Here is a 19,822-nt window from a genome sequence, read left to right on the forward strand (position 1 = left end):
TGGGCAGGGGGTCTATTACCTGCCCAGCATGCTGTCGGTGAAGGGGTAAAGAACATGACCAATTATATCTACTGCTCTCGTATTGACGAGCTAAGCAGCGAACTGCTTTATTCGCAGCGGGATTATCTTGATAGAGACCAACGGATCTTATTCGATCGGTTTAGATTTGATGACGATAAACGCCGGTCATTATTGGGGAGAATGTTGCTACGTTATGCATTAAAAAAACATGTTGGTTATCAGGGAAGTCATTTTCCCAGGCTGCACTATAACCGCTATGGCAAGCCTGCTGTGATGGGAATGAAAGGGGGGTTTAATCTTTCCCATGCGGGGGACTGGGCCGTATGTGCCTATACTACGCAGGGGGATATCGGCGTTGATGTGGAAAAAAGAGTCCCCATTGACATACGTGACTACCAGGATGTGCTTACCCCTGAGGAGTTTACACAACTCGTTCAGGGGGAAAACGTTGATTTCTTTCGTCTGTGGTCGTTGAAAGAAGCCATCATAAAAGCGGATGGTCGGGGTTTTGCTTTATCTCCGACCACGTTTACCTTACCTCACCCTTTTGCCAATGGCTTAACCGTCGATGTTGCTGAAAAACGGTGGTATTTGTCCTCACAGGACATCGGGGGGGAATATGTATTATCCTGCGCCTCAACATCCTATGAAACCGCACTGTTTTCGTTAGCCTTTGACGCTTTGTTGGCCTGACTTAATCGTCGCCGTTTTCTGCCAAAGCCGTATGCGATATGGCGGCGCGCTCAGCTCTGGCAGACAAAAGCACTGTCCTTGTCCAGCAAATAAGGGCGCAAATAGGCAACGGTGCTGCACATCGGCAAGATATCTGCTGACAGCGTTATCCCCAATGTTTCGATCAGGTATTTTCTACGCTGCTGCATCCGCTGCCACAGCTGTGGATACTGTTGTTGGATCTCCAACTTCAGCTGTTCATCCGCCAGTAGCACGGTGCTTTCGGCAGAAACGCCACCAAAGTTGGGCACTGAAGGAATGATATCAATCTGCAGGATCATACCGCTCAGTAGGGGTTGCTGGGAGCCTTGATAAACAGGCGAAGACATCCACTCTTCTTCAGCGGTCAAGTGCCCTGGGCAAAGCGACCAACCATACTTTGAGCGCGGTAAGACCGCTTCCACGTGATCAAACAGCTCCCCGCCACGCATGCCAACGCTTATCACTTCAAGCCAATGGGCATAGGCCGAGAAGTAGGGCTTGGCGACCGCATCCAGATAGTTTTTCGCCTCTGTTGATAACTCACCATTAGCATTGACCGCATAGCCTGCCCGGCTGGAGGCCCCGCCGCGATAGCCTACGGTTAAAGAGATCGTATCACCGTACTTCACGGTGTTGTCGGTTGGGAACAGGTTGCCTTTAATAAAGCGTGGGCCGCTGGAAGCAATGGTGACGATACTCGGGTGCTGGCCAAAGCGCACCAGGCAATCCCCTAACGCTTGCTCTGTGACGCCCGGGGCCAGCTTATTCATGGCATCCAGAATGCAATCGGAGGCTAATGCGGCCCCATATTCGTAGTGAGCCACCTCGTTGGCATTATTGACCGTTCTTACCCCGTGCTCGCCGATAAACAAGTCGGTCTCATTGGATAAACAGGCCTCATCACCGACAATGTTACGGAGGGTATCGACAATAAATGACGGGAGGTCGTAGATTTTCTTGTCGATTTCAGGCCCGTTGGTAAACATTTTCCAGCCAACCAGGCCGGTGCGGGCATTTTCCCGAATACCAGCTTCAACCAGCAGCTCTTTAATCGACTTATCGCTTCTGCCGGGTTGATTTGGCAGTGAGAATTGAGATAGATGTACCGCCTTGGCTTGGATCCGCGCTTTGCTGACCTTATTGAGATTCTCGTTCCCTAGCACTAGCGTCATTTCGCCATCGGCGTTGATAATCAATAAGGCTTCTTCAAAGCGGGTGAAAAAGCCAACCAGATATTCAAAATTACCACCGTGCTCCACATCACAGTAAATCACCAGTTGATCAAGCCCACGCTGCTTCATCCTGTTGAGGATGTGGGTTTTTCTTTGTTGGATGGTTTCATCCGTTAGCGCAACGGGCACGCCAGAACAGTCCTTTTGTGGCTCTGGGATTGTTTTTAGGCTTACTTGCTGTTTTTTCATGTGATCCTCTCTGCCTGGTGGGAGCTTTTGGTTAAGACTTATTGGCCAGTGTAAAACAGCTTAGCGTTAATTTGATCACAGTTTCTACTTTTATAGGTTTGAGTTCTTGCATTCATTTATCAAACTGTTAGCGTATTGGACTGTAAATCAGGATTGTTACTGTTTAACAGGCAAAACCTAAACCTCGGGTGGTGTTGGCTATTAGTTAGCACGCCACCCGAGGTTTAGGTTTTTTTTTGCCTCAAGATCGGCTTATACAACAGGCTGGCACCCCGGCAACACGACAGAGAGTGATGAGGTATGAACGACCAGCAAAAGAAATTATTGATGGAGTGAGTGACCAATAAAACGTGGCTAGCCTGATGTACGGTATAACCCGCTTGCGTTTAAAACTATTCGTCTGATGTAGGGGGATATATGATCCATCTACGGAAGACCAACAATAATACAAACTAAAACCATTGAGGAAATAACCATGAAACGGTTTTCACTATTACTTGCTCTATTGTCTTCGCTTATTTTTAGCCCGCTCTTGGCTTACGCTGAAACAGTCGGTGATAATACAGTCACCATTTATGTTACCCGCCATGGGAAAACCATGTTTAATACCGTACATCGGGTTCAGGGTTGGGCAGATACCCCGTTGACTGCCGCAGGCGTTACGGTTGCTGAACAACTTGGCAAGGGGCTGAAGGATGTTGAATTCAAAAAGGTGTATGCCAGCGATCTGGGGCGGGCGCGTCAAACTGCACGTATTATATTAGCCGCAAAAGGGCAGCAGTTGGACATCGTTGAAAGCGAGAAATTGCGTGAGTTCTGCTTCGGTATTTACGAAGGCGATCTCGATGCCAATATGTGGGGAGCAATCGCCACCAAGCTTGGCTATGAGTCGGAAAAAGCGCTATTCGGTGATTTTGCCAAAGGGAAATTGCCATTTGCCAAGATGTTCGGCGGTGTTGCTCTGGTCGATACCAGCGGTGAAGCCGAAACGTTTGCCACCGTCAAAGCACGTATGCAATCAGAGCTAAAAACTATTGCTGAGGAAACGGCAGCTCAAGGGGGCGGTAACGTACTCCTGGTTTCACATGGCGCAGCCATTCTGGCCATGGTAGCGGATATGAGCTCTACACCCATTGTTGGGCCACTGTCTAATGCTAGCGTTACGCAGATTACTTATAAAAACCGTGAATTTACCGTAGGTAAACTGGGCGATATGAGCTATGTAGAAAAAGGTGCAAAGCTCTGATTGGGCGGTGAGCTAAAGGTAATTAAATAGAATACTATGTATCCATAACCCTCAATATCTAACCAGCATCAGCGGCAATCTTGTCACATCATCATATAGATAAGATCATTTAGTCCCTGATGCTGGTTTTCGGCTTTTTTTCTGCGCAGGAACTTAACCCGACGCACATCAATGCATAAGCCAAGGCGAAAATGCAAACTCTAATTATGAGTCTGCTAATTTAATTAAACATTAAAAATTAATAAAAAAATCACAACACTGTTGGTCAAGTAATGCACCCGTTGGCAATGCTATGAGCAGACTGAATCAGACCATGTTGTGAACATATTCGGTAATAACTACACATAATTTGTCATGATTTCATTAATAAATCGTTATTTTGGACAGAATAAAATGCCAACAACGTCATGTTTTATAAGTTAAATTTTCCTTTGTGCAGGATTTATTGATCGCCATCAGGATGCGCATGAACAAAAAATACACACAGTAGACTATTCATAAGCCGATGCTGTTATGACTGGCACTGGGTTATTTTGTGACACTCTGATAAGGAAATAACATGAGCGGACAGCAACAAAATATTACCTCCTCTGCTACAGAAATGGCTCCCGTTCGCTGGGGAGCCTACGTGGCGCTACTTTTTGCCATGGTATTCTTTTCCGGGCTTCTCGGCGGTAAAGAATGGTATGGCGTGTTTGATTTCACGACATTGAACGGGTCTTTCGGACGAGTCGTCAGTGGTGTGACTCAAAGCAACGAGGCATTAAACGTTTCCAACAGTACCTTTCGTGGTACCGGCGGTAATGGTGCCATGGATGGTTTTCTCTTCGCCTTCGGCCTGATACCTGCTGTCATGTTTGCCCTTGGCATGATCAATGTACTGGAGCACTACGGTGCTCTGAATGCGGCACGTAAACTGTTAACTCCACTGTTGCGCCCGTTGCTGGGACTGCGCGGTAATACCGGTTTGGCACTGATCGGCAGCTTGCAGAGCACGGATGTTGGTGCCTCACTGACACGCAAGCTGGCTGATGAGGCGCAGATTACTGAGAATGAAAAAGACGTTTTCACCATGTTTCAGTTTTCTGCAGGCGCAATGATCACCAACTTTTTCTCCTCCGGCGCCATTTTGTTCACTTTGGTCGCCGCTGACGGCACCCTGGCTGTTCCCGCCTCGATCGGCCTGTGCATCCTCGTCATGTTTTTTATGAAAATCGTTGGCGCGAATATTTTTCGTTTGTTGCTGAAAATGCGTCGTCAAGATAACGCATCTTCTGAAATCCATAAGGCATAGGGAGAGCACCATGAGCATGACGACTGAATCCAAACCCATGATCACCGATGTTTTTGTTGCTGGCGCGCGCAAAGGCTGGACCATTGCTACAACCAGTACCTTGCCCAATGTTCTGATGGCCTTTGTGGTGATCAAGGCGCTGACCATCACTGGCGCACTGGACGGGCTGGCTTTCATTTTTGCTCCCCTGATGCAGCTGTTCGGCTTGCCGGGCGAGGCGGCAGCGGTCCTGATCGGAGGCTGGATGTCAATGGGCGGTGGGATTGGCGTAGCCGTCAGCCTGTTCGATAGCGGGATCCTGACTGGAGAACATCTGGCTATTCTGGCACCGGCCATCTATCTGATGGGGTCCCAGATCCAGTATGCCGGACGCATCCTTGGGGTCATTGGCACCAACGCCAAACTGATCCCGTTGATGATAGCCATCTCGGTACTGAATGCCTTCGGTGCCATGTTGCTGATGCACATTTTTATCTAGAGGCACGGCGACCTGCGGGGCGAGTGCGAGATCGTACTCTCCCTCGATTTAATTTCAGTGCACGCGCAGCCTGCGCAAAAGAACAGGGGAAACACCATGCAATTAGACGACTATCTGGCAGAGTTGGCCTCCTTGGTTAATGTGGACTGTGGTACCAATACGCTGGACGGAGTTGCCACCGTTGCTGGCAATATGCATGAGAAATATCAGCAGCTCGGCTGGCACAGCGAAATTGTCGATCTTGGCGATAAAGTGGGGCCCGGCGTTTTTGCTGCCAACAAACCCAATAGTCCACACTTTGATGTGCTACTGGTAGGTCACCTGGATACGGTTTTCCCGGTAGGTACCGTAGCGACGCGCCCCATGAGCATCAAGGAGGATCGCGCCTATGGCCCCGGCGTGGCGGATATGAAGAGCGGACTCCTTAATATTCTTTGGGCAATGCGGGAACTGTCTGCAGAGGCGAAAGAGCGTCTCTCTATCGCGATTGCCATGAATCCTGATGAGGAGACGGGGTCGGTTTACTCACATGAATGGATTGGCGCACTGGCGAAACGCAGCCGCTGCGTGTTGGTGTGCGAGGCCGCCCGTGCGGATGGCTCACTGGTCAAAGCTCGCAAGGGAATGGCCCGCTACGAGCTGGAATTTCACGGCGTCGCCGCCCACGCCGGTAACGATCCTGATAATGGGCGTTCCGCAATCAATGAAATGGCTCACTGGATACTTCATCTTAATCAGTTTGCCAATGCGCAACTGGGGACGACCCTGAATGTTGGAGTGGTGAGTGGAGGTTCTGCAGCCAATGTAGTTGCGGACCACGCGCAAGCGATAGTGGATGTCCGCTTCTGGCAGAACGACGAATTTGAGCGTGTCGATCGGCTAATGCGAACCCCTACGCCTCACTGCTTTACTGCCGATGTTCGCCTCAATGTGACATTACAGGCTCATGTGCCCGCCATGTCACCCTCAGCAAAAACCGAACAGCTGATGGCGAAGGTGGAGTCTGCGGGTAGGTTGGAGAATATTGACGTTCGCTGGCAGGCCGTCGGTGGCGGTTCTGATGCCAACCATACCGCCGCGCTTGATATTCCCTCACTGGATGGTTTTGGCCCAATTGGGGCTGGCTTCCATAGCACGGCAGAATATCTGGAGTTGTCCAGCATCGAACCCCGGGTGCGTCTTTTACGCCGGGTGATAGAAACGCTTTGATCGCTGTCAGAAAGCAAAAAACCCGCCATAGGCGGGTTCTTCTAAATGATGGTGCCCGGACTCGGAATCGAACCAAGGACACGGGGATTTTCAATCCCCGTGTTGAAAACGGGTAAAGTTTCACCGTTTTTTGCCATTACTCGAATGACAAATTCGGGTAATCAATATGCATGTAATTTCAATCATTTCCACCAAAGGCGGCGAAGGTAAATCGACCCACGCAGCCAATCTCAGCGGCTTCTGTGCAGATGCTGGTCTCAAGACTCTGCTGATCGACGGTGACTACGCTCAACCGACCGCCTCCAGTTATTATCACCTGCAGTATGAAGCCCCCTACGGTCTGTATGAATTGTTAATGCAGACGGCTGATCTTAATCAACCCCAACAGCTTATTTCTCGCACCAGTATCACTAACCTTGACCTGATTGTTTCTAACGATCCCCATGAGCAACTCAAAACGGCCATGATGCACGCGCCCGATGGTCGTTTTCGGCTGCGCAATCTACTGCAGCACGCTCTGTTTACCGACTATGACGTGATTATTATTGATTCACAGGGTGCCCGATCCATCATGCTTGAGCTGGTCATGCTGGCAACGAACCATACGGCGCTCGCCATGATAAAACCGGTGGTACCTGATGTGCGCGAGTTCTTACGCGGCACTATCCCACTGATGGAAGGGCTATTGCCTTATAAAGACTTTGGTATCGCATTGCCCCCGGTGAAGATCCTGGTGAATTGCATGGATTACACCATTCTGGCAAAGAAAGCGCTGACAGCGATAACGCAGATTATTGACGAAGGGACATACAGTTCCACGGGTATCCCGGTCAGTATGCTGGCAACGCAGATCTATGACTTGGACGTTTATAAACTGGGACACAGTTTGTCTCAGCCAGCACACAGACTGGAGTATGAAACTGATCGTAAAACCCCGCCTGCAGCACAATCTATATGTGATCTGGCTTGTGAGCTTTTCCCTGAGTGGAAACCAAAGTTTGATGATGTGCTTGCTCGGGAGATCCGCGTATGAATCGTATTCAAATTTGGCGTGCGGTCGCTTATTCCACTGATACCTATAAGGGACACGATGAGCTTCATGTGTTCGTCGATGCGCCTGATTACGAAACAGCCAAAAGTCGGATTTATGAGCGCCTGGTTGATGAATGGGATCTGGCGCGGGGTTTCATCGATTTTTACAACGTGTGGAGTGAGTCGGAGCTTCGTGATATGGCCGTAGGCCCGCAAACACCGATTGGACTTCCGTTGTTGGAGTCTGGTGCGAGTTATGATCGGGAGCCCTTGATCCTGGTCGCTTCTTCCCGGCTCCGTGATGTTCTGGAATGCGCGTTGCGGGAGGTACGCCATGCGTAATACTGAACAACAACGGGTTCTGCCGCATTCATTGGAAGCCGAGCAGTCTGTCCTGGGTGGCTTGATGCTGGAGAATGACCGTTGGGACGAGATTGCACCGATCCTGATGGCAGACAGCTTTTACTCACGGCCTCATCAGACGATATTTTCAGCCATGCAGGCGTTGCTTGGCCGCAATATGCCCATTGATCTCATCACATTATCAGAAGAGCTTGAGCGTGTTGGGCAGCTTGATACTGTCGGGGGTTTTGCCTATCTGGCCGAACTGTCCAAGAACACGCCAAGCGCCGCCAATATTGTGGCCTATGCACACTATGTCTCGACCGGTAAGCAAAAACGCCAGTTACTGGCGTTGGGGCATGATCTGGCCGGACAGGCCGAGGATGCCCGTACTGATGTGGCGGAACTGCTGGAAGAGGCAGAGCAACGTCTTTTCAATATCGCGGGTCTACAGGCGTCCGGTAAGCCGTTTGATCTCATTTCCTCGCTGGAGACCTATCTTGGCCGTCTTGAACTGCGTTGCAGCAGCGAAGACCTGATCACCGGTACCCCGACGCCTTTTGAGCAACTCAACGGGATGACCAGTGGATTTCAAGACAGTGATCTGATCCTGCTAGCAGCACGTCCCTCTATGGGAAAAACCGCGCTGGCTCTGGGTTTATGTGAAGGTGCTCTTGAGACCCGGAAAGACAAGCCGGTGCAGATTTACAGCCTGGAGATGCCCATCGATCAGTTGTTATCACGATTTATTGCCATGCTGGGACGTGTCCCTTTGCAGTGTCTGCGCAACGGTAATCTGGGCGATGAGGAGTGGGCCAGAATAGCGGAGGCAAACGCAATTCTCATGGAGTGGAAAGGTCGTCTGTTCATTGATGACGACAGCTTTATGACACCGTCAATGCTGCGTTCTCGGGTACGTAAAAACGTACGGAAATACGGGCATCCGTCGCTGATCCTGTTGGACTATCTGCAGTTGATGCGTTGCCCTGGTCAGGAAAACCGGACACAGGAAATTGCCGAGATTTCGCGTTCTCTGAAGGCACTGGCGAAAGAGATCGGTTGCCCTGTTGTTGCTCTTTCACAGCTTAACCGGGCTCTTGAAAACCGGCCAGATAAACGTCCCAACAACGGTGACTTGCGGGATTCTGGGGCTTTAGAGCAGGATGCCGATGTGATCATGTTTATCTACCGTGATGAAGTTTACGACGAACACAGCCCAGATAAAGGCATTGCCGAGCTGATTATCGGCAAGCAGCGCAATGGTCCCATTGGCACGGTAAAAGTGAAGTTCCAGCCTGAAATCACCCGATTTGAAGATTTTACGGGAGGCCGCTATGACTTCTAAAAAAGAGCAGACGTTGGGTGAACAGTTGTTGCAGCGGGGACGTTCACCCGCGTCCGGCACAGTGGCCATCTTGCCGGTCAGTGAGATGGCAATGGTCTTAACGTTGGATCAATTGCGGCCTAACCCGGATAACCCACGCACCACCCGCAATCCCAAGTATGACGATATCAAGGCGTCTATCCTGGCGCGTGGGCTGGATTCGGTGCCAAAAGTCACAAAGGACCCCGACAGCGCCGACGATGTGTATATCTTCAGTGATGGAGGGAATACACGCTATACGATCCTGGTGGAGCTATGGGAAGAGACCCTAGATGAGCGTTTCCGTCGTATTCAGTGCATTTTCAAGCCGTGGCCGGGGCGGTTGAAGTGTGTTATCGGGCATTTGGCTGAAAATGATGTTCGGGGTGATTTGCTGTTTATAGAAAAAGCGTTGGGTATCGCCAAGGCGAAGTGTATTTACGAAGAGCAAATTGGAAAGAAAATCTCTCAGCGAGAGCTGGAGTTATTTTTGCGTACTGAAGGCTACCCTATTACCCAGTCAAATATCAGCAGGATGGAATACACCCTTGAAAATTTATACCCGTATATGCCCACTCTGCTCAATTCGGGAATGGGTAGAATCCAAGTTATTCAGCTTATATCTTTACGTACGGCAGCACAAAAGGCCTGGAGCGAATTCAGTGTAAATATTGATGTAGTTAAACCGTTTAATGAAGTATTCGGTGGGGTTTGCCACACCCTGGATGATCCCGACCATTACACTCTGGAAACGTTCAAAGACGAATTGATCGCCGCTTTACTCCTGGCGATGCCCAGTCCGGAGATCACGTATGACCGCTGGTTAATCGAACTCGACCCGAAAGAGCAGAATCGCCGGAAACTCTTCGGTGAACCCGCCCCTCTACCACAACATATCATCAATGCAGATAGAGGCACCGAGACAAAAGGTGAGGGAACAATCCCTGTTGGTACGCCGGTGTCTTCGCCTGATGTTCCTCCCAATGATGATAGTCATATTAAAGAAGAATTCCCGGCTGTACGTCGCGAGCCCGATGCTGTTATTTCTCTGCAGGATGTGAAGCCGTCAGTACCGGTTGATGCCGATCCCGGCAAGCAGCGCAAGGAAGAGGAACAGCCTGATTTGTATGGCTTGCCAAATGCGTCTCGGGAGTCAACGTTACCAGTGACTTTCCCACTTTCAACCTCAGCCGATGCTGTACGGCAAGATCAGCAAAAGGATGACCTTTCTCATGTGCTGGAAAGCGCCACCTTGGACTCTTCGGTTTCATTCGCCAATACCGGGTTAGAGCCGGTGACGGATATCTGGCACATCTCCGCCCTGCAGGACGATATTGAGCATTTGCAGGATGCCGCTTTTCGTCTGGCATTTGAGCTGGCAGAAGTGCTTGAGGCCGAGCAGGAACTCTGTGAAGACAACGCGATGGGGTCGGCGGGATATCGCCTGCAGGTAAGTGCGCACCAGGCCTCCCCGATAACACGGTTGCTGGCAGGATTGTCTGGTGATGCTGCGGTTTCACTGTCTGCGCTTGAACTGACCACTATCGTCATCGGTGCTGAACAACCGGCAGACTGGCCGTTACTCGATGATGTGCAGATGGTGAAGTTTTTACGGTTAATACGTGTGATACGGCGTCTGCGTGAGATCCAACGCCAGTTACAGCCGCACCAGGATGGGGAGGAATAAGGATGCGTCGTTCACATTCACAGCGTCAGGTTCGCCTGGTGAAGTTCATTCGTAAACTGCTGGAATTGGCTAAAAATAACAGCAATGCCCATGAGGCCGGACTGGCCTTGTCCCGCGCTCAGACATTGATGCAAAAATACGGTATCAGCGAACTGGATGCCGAGTCTTCTTCTGTACGAGAAGAACCGACACAGAAAGCCCCGTCAGATGCCGTGAAAATCCCTCAGTGGATGGACAGACTGGTCTGGGTTGTTAACCGTGCATTTGGTTGTCGGGCTTACTATAGCTGGCAGCAGGGAAGTGCTGGCAACAGTCACCGCGTCGTGATGTTCTGCGGTTTTGGCGAACGGCCTGCCGTGGCTGCCTATTCCTTTGATGTTCTATCCCGCCAACTGAAAGAGGCAACAACCGCCTACCTCAAGACGCAAAACAAGCGTCTTAAACTGGCAACTCGCCGTGCCCGTGCCGACCAGTTTCGAGAAGGTTGGGTTGAGGGTGTTCGCCGTGTCGTCGTTGATTTTGGCCCCTCCCAGCGGGAGAGCCAGAGTATGGCGCATTACCTTGAGGCCTTGGCGTTATCCCAGACCAAACTTCGGGAAGCGAGGGAGTGTCGCGGGGCCGATATTGCCCGTGGAACCGGTTTCGTCGCCGGGAAGAATGCCCGATTGTATCACGGTGTCGATGGTGCAGAGCAAGGCAAGCTGACCAGTAACCGGGGGGCGTCCAATGAATAAAATCCGTAAGGACTGGTCAGGGATCACGCTGGTAGTGCTTTGTGTGGTGGCGTGGGCGATTGATTTAGGGATACTTTTAGGAGGGAACTACATATGAATCCGCAAATCGGTATGACGACAAATGCCTTGTTGACGCAGGTCCTGATGGAGCTGAAATCCGGCAATATTCGGCGCTGTGAGGCAATGGGGCTGACGCTGGAAGAGATCCAGGATCTGAATCAGCTTACAGTTGAGGATTTGCACTATCTGGTGAACTCCTCGGTCTCGATACTGACGTTCCATATCAATCACACCAATCTCAATATGATGTTGGCGCAGGCCCGACAAGAGCAGGTTCGCATACAGCGTATCGATCGTGCATTGGCGTTGGGCGGTTCGATAGAAATGATGCAGTGCTATTTTGGGCTGACGGCAGCAGAAGTCAGTACCCGTCGTCGCCTGGCAGGAATACCGACCCGGCAAGGGCGTAATCAAACGCCCGGTGAAGCAGAGGAAATCTCGATTTGGGAGCAGTGGCGTGCCGCCAAAATAGACAATCTGGACTCGCTGGAAGCGCTGGAGGTCATGATGCTGATTGCTGAACAACAGGATATTGCCTTAACGTCGGTGTGGACGCTGGTAAAAGGCTGGGTCGAGCAACAGCAGCAACAGCAGCGGAGAGTGGGTTGATGACCCTGGCGGTAGACAACGTCATACAACATACGTTAAGCAGGATGACAGCCCGGATTGTGCAAAAGGCACAATCCGGCGCTGTGACAAATGAGCAGAGCGGTCTGCTCTATCTGGGGAATGTGCATGATGCCATTCCCCGGCAGTTGTTTCTCGATGCTCGGTTATCCCCTTTGGACAAAATGGCATGGGTCATGATCCGTCTCTATGCCCAGCAGAACGACGGGGCGGTGTTCCCGACCTATGAAGAGCTGCAGCTTCAGCTTGCCTCCCCCCATTCAGGTAAAGCCTCCCGAGAAACGGTCAGCCGTACCTTGCTGATGTTACGGCTGACAGGCTGGCTGAGCTTATGCAAGCGGGTCAGGGACGACGGTGGCCGGGTGCGTGGCAACATCTATGCCCAGCATGATGAGCCGTTGGGGTTACGTGATGCCGAGCATTTTGACCCTGGCTGGCTTGATGCGTTGGCACAAGCGTGTCAGCACGGCAACAAGACTATCCGGTTAACTGCACTGTCTGTACTGGGTGAAATCAAACAGGATACGTCCATGCGTCACCGTCATTCGCGTATTGCATTGATCGAGGCTCGCTTGTCTTCGCCACAATCTCCCCAGGATTTGGCATTACGGCCGCAGGTGTCTTTACCGGGTTCGGATTCCGAACTCAGTCAAAAAATGCCTTCTGTCACCCAAAGATCACCGAGTTCGGAAACCGAACTCAGTATAAATGAGGGGACTGTTTTACCGAGTTCGGAATCCGAACTCATTCTGGAAACAAGGGGTTATGACAGAGTTCGGAATCCGAACTGTTACGTACGTAGTTATACACAGGGTGTAAAAGATACGTACGTAGGGGCATCAGGGAAAAACGCCAATCGGCTTCACTGGCCGTCAGTGCTGATTGAAAATCTGACCACGGTTGACCGGGATAACGTGGAGCCGCAACTGCAGGCACTGCCAGCGCCATTGGGGCAGCAGGTTCTGGATGAAGTGGCGGAGCGTATCGGCACGGGTGAGATAAAAAATGTGATTGCCTACCTGCTCGCCACGCTGAAGCGGGCCAGGAATGGGCAATTCAATTCAAAAGCTGGCGCGACCAAACGCATGCAGCAGCCAAAACCCCAACCCGTTGGGGCTACAGAGCCTGTTCCCGCCCAAACGCAAGGGAAAAACCAGAGAGCATCGGCGGAAAATATTGCTCGGGTAGTGGCGGGAATACGAGCTGCTTACAGGCAATAATTATTATTAAAATCAATGTATTAAATTGAAATGTACAACTAATGACAGCGTTGTTAGTTTTAAACGATTAATAATCTGTAATTAATAGGTACAGACTGATGACAGTGTCATCAGTTTTAAACGATTAATAAAATGGGATTGATAGGTACAGGCTATGATGAAAATTGTGAAAGCCGAAGAAATACTTTCCCGTTGTTCGAGGGGCTGCTGATCTCTGACTATCTCACTCTGCGTCAACTATCGAATAGAGGCTGTTATGACTGACAATGCAGAGAAAAAGGACGGGAAAAAAGTCGGTGCACTACATTCAGAACTGCGGATTGATTTGCATACCTACTATGCGATCAGTACCTGGGAAGGAAGAGAAAGAGGTGCGAGAAAAGATACAATCATAGGAATGCCGCGATTTTTCCGGTTAGTGTCCAGCATCAACCGGGATTCTCTTGCTGATAATCCTTATGCGGATGCCGTGATGTATCAGCTTGAAACGCTGATAGATGAAGCGCATAAGAACATTCAGCGTCTATTAGAGGAGGCAAATAGTCTGATAGACGATCTCCCTGGCGGTATCTCGTTGTCCAGTGTTGTTTCCAGCTCCCCTCTTAATATTGGTGTGCATAGTCATACACCTTTAGGGTATCGCTGCGTTTACTTGCTTGTCGGCTTTGACCAACTGGCGCTGAAATTATTTCAGGCTCATCATTACGGGTTTATCTCCCGGCAACATCGTGACGATCGATTGCATCAGGGGGGATACCAAATTCGTAGAATATTCACTGTGGCAATGGGTTATCGTTCATTCCCCGTCAACCGCAGAGACATTGTGATGGAGACTGAAACGATACCCCCGGCGCAGCAGTATTTTGGCGCGTTAGATGAAATGGTGTTGTTTGGAAAAAAACGCTCTCGTTTCTCGCCGCCGGTCAATGCTGAAAGCCTTCGTTTGTTAAATAATCGATTGCGGCATAAATCCAGGGAGAATAAGGTAGTAGTAAGCATTGATAAACAAGGAGATAAGGATGATAGTCATGGGAAAGAGTAATTTTTGTCATGCTGCAGGCGTGGTGTTATCTGCGGTTCTGTTAGGGGGGTGTGCGAGTAGCGATGTGGCCGAGTTGAATAAGAAAGTCAGCGACATGAGCTACGGCTTGCTTTCACTGGGTAAAAAAGCGGACAGCCATGAGAGTGGTGGTTTGCCTGCGATGTCAAAGAATTCACCGGTAATTGATAAGAAAACTGCCCGAGAACTTGAGGTTCCGGTTGATGTGGATACCGCTGCTGCACGAGTAAAACGGTATTACAATTTCACCTCCAGTGATGTTATTAACACCCTAAATAGCCAAGGGTTAGAAGGTAAAGTGAAAGTGGCAGCGATTACCCAAGGGGGATATGCCTGGGACGCGCAACCGGGTGCCTACTACAAGATGGGCAGGGATTGGGGCGCAGATGAGGGGATCGAGGACAATATCCTGATTGAACTGGAGAAAAATGGTGCGGGGAGTCGTATGTATATCACGTTCCGCTCCAGTGAAGCCTCACATGTCACTGAGGCTTATACCGGCAAACTGTTTGCCGAAGTCAAACAGGTCGCGGAAGGTAAAATCCGCTAACAGTGTCTGCATCCTGTGATGGTCCGGCTGGGCCATCACCGAGTTTTCTTTTTTCACCTGTCATTTTTATTGCCATGCCCTTTTGGGTAGGGTGTCGTGCATGCTGAATCTGGCGGGTTCACTTTCATGGAGAATGGAATGAAACTCTTTTTGTGTGAAAAACCCAGCCAGGGACGGGATATTGCCGCCGTGCTGGGCGCAACGGAGAAGAAGGGCGGCTATCTGTCAGGTGCAGGGGTAACGGTTACCTGGGGGTTTGGGCATCTGCTGGAGCAGGCCAGCCCGGATGTGTACGGCGAACAGTTTGGCAAACCGTGGCGTGCAGAGGTGTTGCCGGTATTGCCCACGCAATGGAAAATGCAGGTCAAACCCGAATCCAAAGCGCAGTTTGAAGTGATCCGAAAGTTGTTACTCAAGGCAGATTGTGTGGTGATTGCGACAGATGCCGACCGTGAAGGTGAAGTGATTGCCCGTGAAATCCTTGATTATTGTGACTATCAGGGCAACGTCGAACGGTTGTGGCTCTCGGCGCTCGATGAAGCCAGCGTCCGGGCTGCACTGGGGGCGATAAAACCAGGACATGAGACCTATCCACATTACCTTGCGGGTCTTGGCCGTTCTCGGGCAGATTGGCAGATCGGCATGAATTTGACCCGCCTGTACACGGTCAAAGCCCGTGACAGCGGCTACGGCAATGTGCTTTCCGTCGGGCGGGTACAGACGCCGACGCTCAATCTGATTGTTGAGCGCGACCGGCATATCGCGGGTTTTGTGCCAACTCCCTTTTTTGTGGTCACGCTGGCACTGGCGTCCAACGGTCAGTCTTTTCAGGCGCAATGGGTGCCAGCGGCGACCTACTGTGATGAAGAAAAACGCTGTATCCAGCAAGGGGTAGCGCAGCAGGTTGTCCAGCTCTGCCAGCAAGCGGGAGTTGCCTCGGTCACAGAGATAGAGACCAAACGTGAAACCGTCTCAGCCCCATTACCGTTTGATCTGGGTACGCTACAGCAGCAGTGTTCAAAGCGTTGGGGATTGGGTGCGCAGCAGGTACTGGATATTGCCCAGAAGCTGTATGAAACCCATAAAGCGACAACTTATCCGCGTACAGACTGCGGGTTTCTGCCGACCTCGATGTTGTCGGAAGTCCCCACCGTTCTTTCCGCCCTGGTAAAAAGTGACCCAGCACTCTCGACCGTGCTGGAACGGTTGCAGCCAGGTTTTGTTTCCCGCGTCTGGAACGATAAGAAGATCACCGCCCACCACGGTATTATCCCCACAAAACAACCGTGCGATCTTGGTAAAATGAGTGAGGTAGAGCGTCAGGTCTACCAACTGATCCGGCAGCACTATCTGGCACAGTTTCTGCCTGTTTATGAACAGGATGCAACCCGAGTGTCACTGCTTTGTGGCGGCCAACTGTTTAAAACCCGTGGCAATGTGGTGGTGGTGTCGGGCTGGAAAGCCCTGTTTGAGAAAGAGCAGGAGGGCGATGAGGCGCAAGATGATACCGACAACGCGCAACTTCCGGCCCTGCAGCAGGGAACGTCGTGTCAGGTGACCGGTGCAGCCATGAAGCCCCAGCAGACCAAACCGCCCGAGCATTATACGGAAGGCACCCTGATTGCGGCGATGAAAAACGCCGCGCAGTTTGTGACCGATCCCCGCCTGAAAAAAATCCTGAAAGAGAATGCGGGGCTGGGGACAGAAGCGACGCGGGCCGGGGTTATTGAAACCCTGCTGGCTCGCGGTTTTATCGTAAAAAAGGGGAAATCTCTGCGTGCTGCCGTGGTGGCCGGTGAATTGATGGATGTGTTGCCGATGCCGTTGAAAGATCCCGGCATGACCGCCCTGTGGGAGCAGGCGCTGGATGATATCGCCGAAGGCAAGATGTCGCTAGATGACTTTATGGCAAAACAGTCAGCCTGGACAACGCAGTTGGTCGAGAAAGGGCGTCAACAGGCGATAAACATCACCGTTCCTCCCTCGCCGCCGTGTCCGGTGTGTGGTGGCGTGACCTTGCAGCGGACGGGGAAATCAGGGAATTTCTGGGGCTGTCTGCGTTATCCTGACTGTATCGGGATAGTGAATCCCCCTCAGCGGAACAAACGGCGAGGTTTCCCCAAAAAGAAAGCGCGTTGAGGTAAAACTAATTATCCATTGCACTCGGTGCGGGGAGTTTGCTATTTTGCCGTGGCTTCTGAAGCACCCCGTGATTACTGCGGTCACCAGTAATATGCATCATTCTTTTACCCGGAGAATAGATGTATAAGACGCAAAGTCTCAGTGAAAACCGCGTCGGGTTCGAAGGCTCGGCCTCTGAGTTGATGGAATGCAGTCATACAACAGCCTGTGGTGCGGGCATGGCGGGAACGTATCGGGAAGATACGGTTCCCGTTTTTTTTATCACACTATTCCTAAGGATATTTCGGCTGAGAGTTTCGTGTTGACTTCTTTTTAGCCCGTTTTAATAATGATCCAGCTTACTCGTTGTCCCTGACAACAGCCAATGTCCTGGTGATTTGAGAAGGACGCCTTCGGGCAATCACAAGCCAATGCGACCCTAACCTGAAAGGACGCGCTTTAGAGCGGTAACCCCCCTGAACCTTTGAAAGCGGGGATCGCAGTTCACTGCGATGAAGGTGCACTTATCCAACTTAACAGACAGTCAGCGTCTTCACGTTGATACCCTGCGGGAAACTTCCCGTTGGGGACGTTTCTCCGCATACCGGTTTATTCCCAAGGAGAAACACCATGTCTCAAGCATCTCAATCTACTGCTACCCAAAATCAGACCGGCTATTTTAATCTGCATGTGGATGGTCTGGGGTATCTGAGTAATATCCGTGAGATCACGACGGCCAACGGTTCATTCCTGACCGGCGTGATTAATGCCTTGCACGGATCGACCGAGAAACCCGATTACACGCGTTTCGATGTGACCATATCTGGCAAAGAAGCCAGTAGCCTCATCCGGCGCTGCCAGAAGTCTGTTGATGAAGAAAAAAAAGTCCTGTTGGGCTTTAAACTCAGCAATCTGACGGCTGATGTGTTTACCTTAACCAAGGGAGAGCACGCAGGTGAATCCCGGCCTACGCTGAAAGCAAGACTGATAAAAATCAGTTGGATCAAGGTAGGGCAAGAAATGGTTTACAAAGCGGAAAAGTCAACGCCAACACCAGGGGCTTCGACCTGTACCGCACAACAACAATACCCGGACAATGCGTTCTAGGTTGTCGATGTAGTACCATCCTTTACGCCAGAGTTTTTCTCTGGCGTTTTTTTTATTTTCGGGAAATGAGTTGTTCGTTGAGGGCGACCGTGAAGATTCGCACAGTGAGCACGTCTTTTTGACTGCTTACTGAGGATATTCATGAAATCATATTACGTTTTCCCTGCGTGTTTACTGGCCGCTGCGGTGCTGACCGGGTGTGTCCAACCGCAAAAAAACCTGCAACGCGATCTCATTTCACCGATAGCCGGTGTCACCTTGTCCAGCAACGTACAATCGGCACAGCCCGATGTGTTTGCCACGCCGATTGAAGTGGTTCGCTATGACCGCTATCTGCTGGTCAGTACCTCGCCTTCCCTGGCGCAACGGGCTCCGCTGGAGCAGGTGATTGATATCCGTATCCCGGCGTCTGTGACGCCAACGGTGGCGGATGCGATGCGTTACGCCCTGCGCCAGTCAGGCTTCAGTCTGTGCAGTATTACCTCTGCCAATCGCGTGCTCTACACCCAGGCCTTACCGGGTGTGCAGTACCAGTTGGGACCCATTCGCCTGGCTGAAGCCCTGCAAATCCTGGCCGGACCGGCCTGGCAGTTGGATGTGGATTCGGTGCAGCGTGTAGTTTGCCATTCGCTGCGTGAAGGATTCCGCCTGCCGCCAGAGCCGACACCTGCGCCGATCGTCAGCAGTACCTTTCTGCAACCGCCTGTATTGCAGACTGTTACCCCGGTAGTGCAACCTCAGCCTACTCCGGCCCCTGCCCAGCAAAGGATGCTGAAATGATTGAGTTGAAAGGAGAGAACTGGGAGAGCGAGCCGGTGCGTCCAAGCAAGGTGATGCAGTTGTTGCGCTATAGCGTCTTTACGCTTCTGGTGCTGTCTGTCGCCGGTGTTGGAGTTAAGGTGATGAGCCAGTCTGCCCAGATTGCCTCGTTGCAAACGGCCCTGGGGCAAGTCCCCGGTAGGGATGCGGTCCAGCAAGAGCTGGACAAGCTGAACGAGCAGGTGACCAGCAATAGCGAGACGTTGAAAACGTTGTCAGCCTCCCTGGAGGAAGCTCTGGTTGCGCCCGTCGTGGATAAAACCGCGTTTGAGCACCTGGCACAGCAGGTGCGTACGCTCGAGACAAAAGTCAGCCAGCCGGTGTCATCAGATGTACAGTCACTGCAGGACGTTCATGCCACGATGGCACTTCTGCAGGCCCGTGTTGACACCCTGGAACAACGTGCCGGTGCAGCACAAACATCGGCAATCAAACCAGCAACCTCTGCCGTCACTCCTGGGGCGACCCCGACCACCGTCAAGAAATCCCCCACCCGGAGCGCCCGGTCTGTTGCTGCCCCTTTCCGTCTGACCAGCATTGAGCGGCGGGGGGGCGCGGTGTTTGTCGCTGTGGCTCCCCTGCAGGCGTTCAACCTGGCGGATATACGGCTTGTCGAAACCGGCGAGACCTTTCAGGGCTGGACACTGTTGTCTGCCGGGGGCAATCAGGCCCAGTTCAGCGTTGCAGGCCGGACGCAGACGCTGAGCGTTCAATAAA

At 51.4% G+C, this 19,822-nt stretch carries 19 protein-coding genes; 18 read left to right on the plus strand and 1 reads right to left on the minus strand.

Annotated features, from left to right (window positions below):
- The first annotated feature begins 54 nt into the window (after positions 1-54).
- A complete protein-coding gene (locus tag N6G83_RS49255) occupies positions 55-714 on the plus strand; it encodes a 4'-phosphopantetheinyl transferase family protein (RefSeq protein ID WP_211134468.1) in 660 nt (219 codons plus the stop codon).
- Positions 715-764: 50 nt separating this feature from the next.
- On the opposite strand, the gene N6G83_RS49260 is transcribed toward N6G83_RS49255, so the two are convergent.
- Complete coding sequence (locus N6G83_RS49260) at positions 765-2,156, minus strand: Xaa-Pro peptidase family protein (RefSeq protein WP_211134467.1); 1,392 nt, start codon at positions 2,154-2,156, stop codon at positions 765-767.
- Positions 2,157-2,631: 475 nt separating this feature from the next.
- Here N6G83_RS49260 and N6G83_RS49265 point away from each other — a divergent pair, with 475 nt between their 5' ends.
- From N6G83_RS49265 to N6G83_RS49345, 17 genes are all read left to right on the plus strand, one after another.
- Positions 2,632-3,402, plus strand: coding sequence for a histidine phosphatase family protein (locus N6G83_RS49265; RefSeq protein WP_211134466.1), 771 nt, complete (start codon positions 2,632-2,634; stop codon positions 3,400-3,402).
- A 559-nt stretch (positions 3,403-3,961) separates the two neighbouring features.
- Entirely contained in the window at positions 3,962-4,696 is a 735-nt protein-coding gene (locus tag N6G83_RS49270; RefSeq protein ID WP_024529096.1) for a nucleoside recognition domain-containing protein, read from the plus strand.
- A 16-nt stretch (positions 4,697-4,712) separates the two neighbouring features.
- Positions 4,713-5,174 (plus strand): YjiG family protein, encoded by a 462-nt coding sequence (locus N6G83_RS49275; RefSeq protein WP_037434993.1) that lies wholly within the window; start codon positions 4,713-4,715, stop codon positions 5,172-5,174.
- 96 nt (positions 5,175-5,270) lie between these two features.
- Positions 5,271-6,383 (plus strand): M20 family metallopeptidase, encoded by a 1,113-nt coding sequence (locus N6G83_RS49280; protein WP_211134465.1) that lies wholly within the window; start codon positions 5,271-5,273, stop codon positions 6,381-6,383.
- A gap of 166 nt (positions 6,384-6,549) precedes the next feature.
- Positions 6,550-7,416 carry a ParA family protein gene (locus N6G83_RS49285; protein ID WP_050135289.1) on the plus strand — a complete coding sequence of 289 codons (867 nt, stop codon included), beginning with the start codon at positions 6,550-6,552 and terminating at the stop codon, positions 7,414-7,416.
- A complete protein-coding gene (locus N6G83_RS49290; protein WP_050147526.1) occupies positions 7,413-7,757 on the plus strand; it encodes a hypothetical protein in 345 nt (114 codons plus the stop codon). The genes N6G83_RS49285 and N6G83_RS49290 overlap by 4 nt, the downstream gene beginning before the upstream one ends.
- Entirely contained in the window at positions 7,750-9,102 is a 1,353-nt protein-coding gene (gene dnaB-PI, locus N6G83_RS49295; RefSeq protein WP_050135286.1) for an SPI-7-type island replicative DNA helicase, read from the plus strand. The genes N6G83_RS49290 and dnaB-PI overlap by 8 nt, the downstream gene beginning before the upstream one ends.
- Positions 9,092-10,807, plus strand: a complete 1,716-nt coding sequence (locus N6G83_RS49300; protein WP_050135284.1) for a ParB family protein — start codon at positions 9,092-9,094, stop codon at positions 10,805-10,807. Before dnaB-PI ends, N6G83_RS49300 begins: the two co-directional genes overlap by 11 nt.
- Positions 10,808-10,809: 2 nt before the next feature.
- Complete coding sequence (locus tag N6G83_RS49305; RefSeq protein ID WP_050135283.1) at positions 10,810-11,541, plus strand: DUF2786 domain-containing protein; 732 nt, start codon at positions 10,810-10,812, stop codon at positions 11,539-11,541.
- Between the two features lie 93 nt (positions 11,542-11,634).
- Positions 11,635-12,210 carry a DUF2857 domain-containing protein gene (locus tag N6G83_RS49310; protein WP_050135281.1) on the plus strand — a complete coding sequence of 192 codons (576 nt, stop codon included), beginning with the start codon at positions 11,635-11,637 and terminating at the stop codon, positions 12,208-12,210.
- Complete coding sequence (locus N6G83_RS49315) at positions 12,210-13,448, plus strand: STY4528 family pathogenicity island replication protein (RefSeq protein ID WP_050135279.1); 1,239 nt, start codon at positions 12,210-12,212, stop codon at positions 13,446-13,448. The genes N6G83_RS49310 and N6G83_RS49315 overlap by 1 nt, the downstream gene beginning before the upstream one ends.
- 256 nt (positions 13,449-13,704) lie before the next feature.
- A complete protein-coding gene (locus tag N6G83_RS49320) occupies positions 13,705-14,490 on the plus strand; it encodes a PFL_4669 family integrating conjugative element protein (protein ID WP_050135277.1) in 786 nt (261 codons plus the stop codon).
- Positions 14,477-15,058, plus strand: a complete 582-nt coding sequence (locus N6G83_RS49325; protein WP_050147524.1) for a hypothetical protein — start codon at positions 14,477-14,479, stop codon at positions 15,056-15,058. Before N6G83_RS49320 ends, N6G83_RS49325 begins: the two co-directional genes overlap by 14 nt.
- 138 nt (positions 15,059-15,196) lie before the next feature.
- A complete protein-coding gene (locus N6G83_RS49330; RefSeq protein WP_050135273.1) occupies positions 15,197-17,197 on the plus strand; it encodes a DNA topoisomerase III in 2,001 nt (666 codons plus the stop codon).
- A gap of 612 nt (positions 17,198-17,809) precedes the next feature.
- Complete coding sequence (locus N6G83_RS49335) at positions 17,810-18,286, plus strand: STY4534 family ICE replication protein (protein ID WP_050135271.1); 477 nt, start codon at positions 17,810-17,812, stop codon at positions 18,284-18,286.
- Positions 18,287-18,427: 141 nt separating this feature from the next.
- Positions 18,428-19,066, plus strand: a complete 639-nt coding sequence (locus N6G83_RS49340; RefSeq protein WP_050135269.1) for a hypothetical protein — start codon at positions 18,428-18,430, stop codon at positions 19,064-19,066.
- The gene (locus N6G83_RS49345) at positions 19,063-19,821 is read left to right on the plus strand and encodes a hypothetical protein (RefSeq protein WP_050135267.1); all 759 of its coding nucleotides are present in this window, start codon (positions 19,063-19,065) and stop codon (positions 19,819-19,821) included. The genes N6G83_RS49340 and N6G83_RS49345 overlap by 4 nt, the downstream gene beginning before the upstream one ends.
- Position 19,822 lies beyond the last annotated feature (1 nt).

This window comes from Serratia sp. PL7 (genome assembly GCF_945957435.1).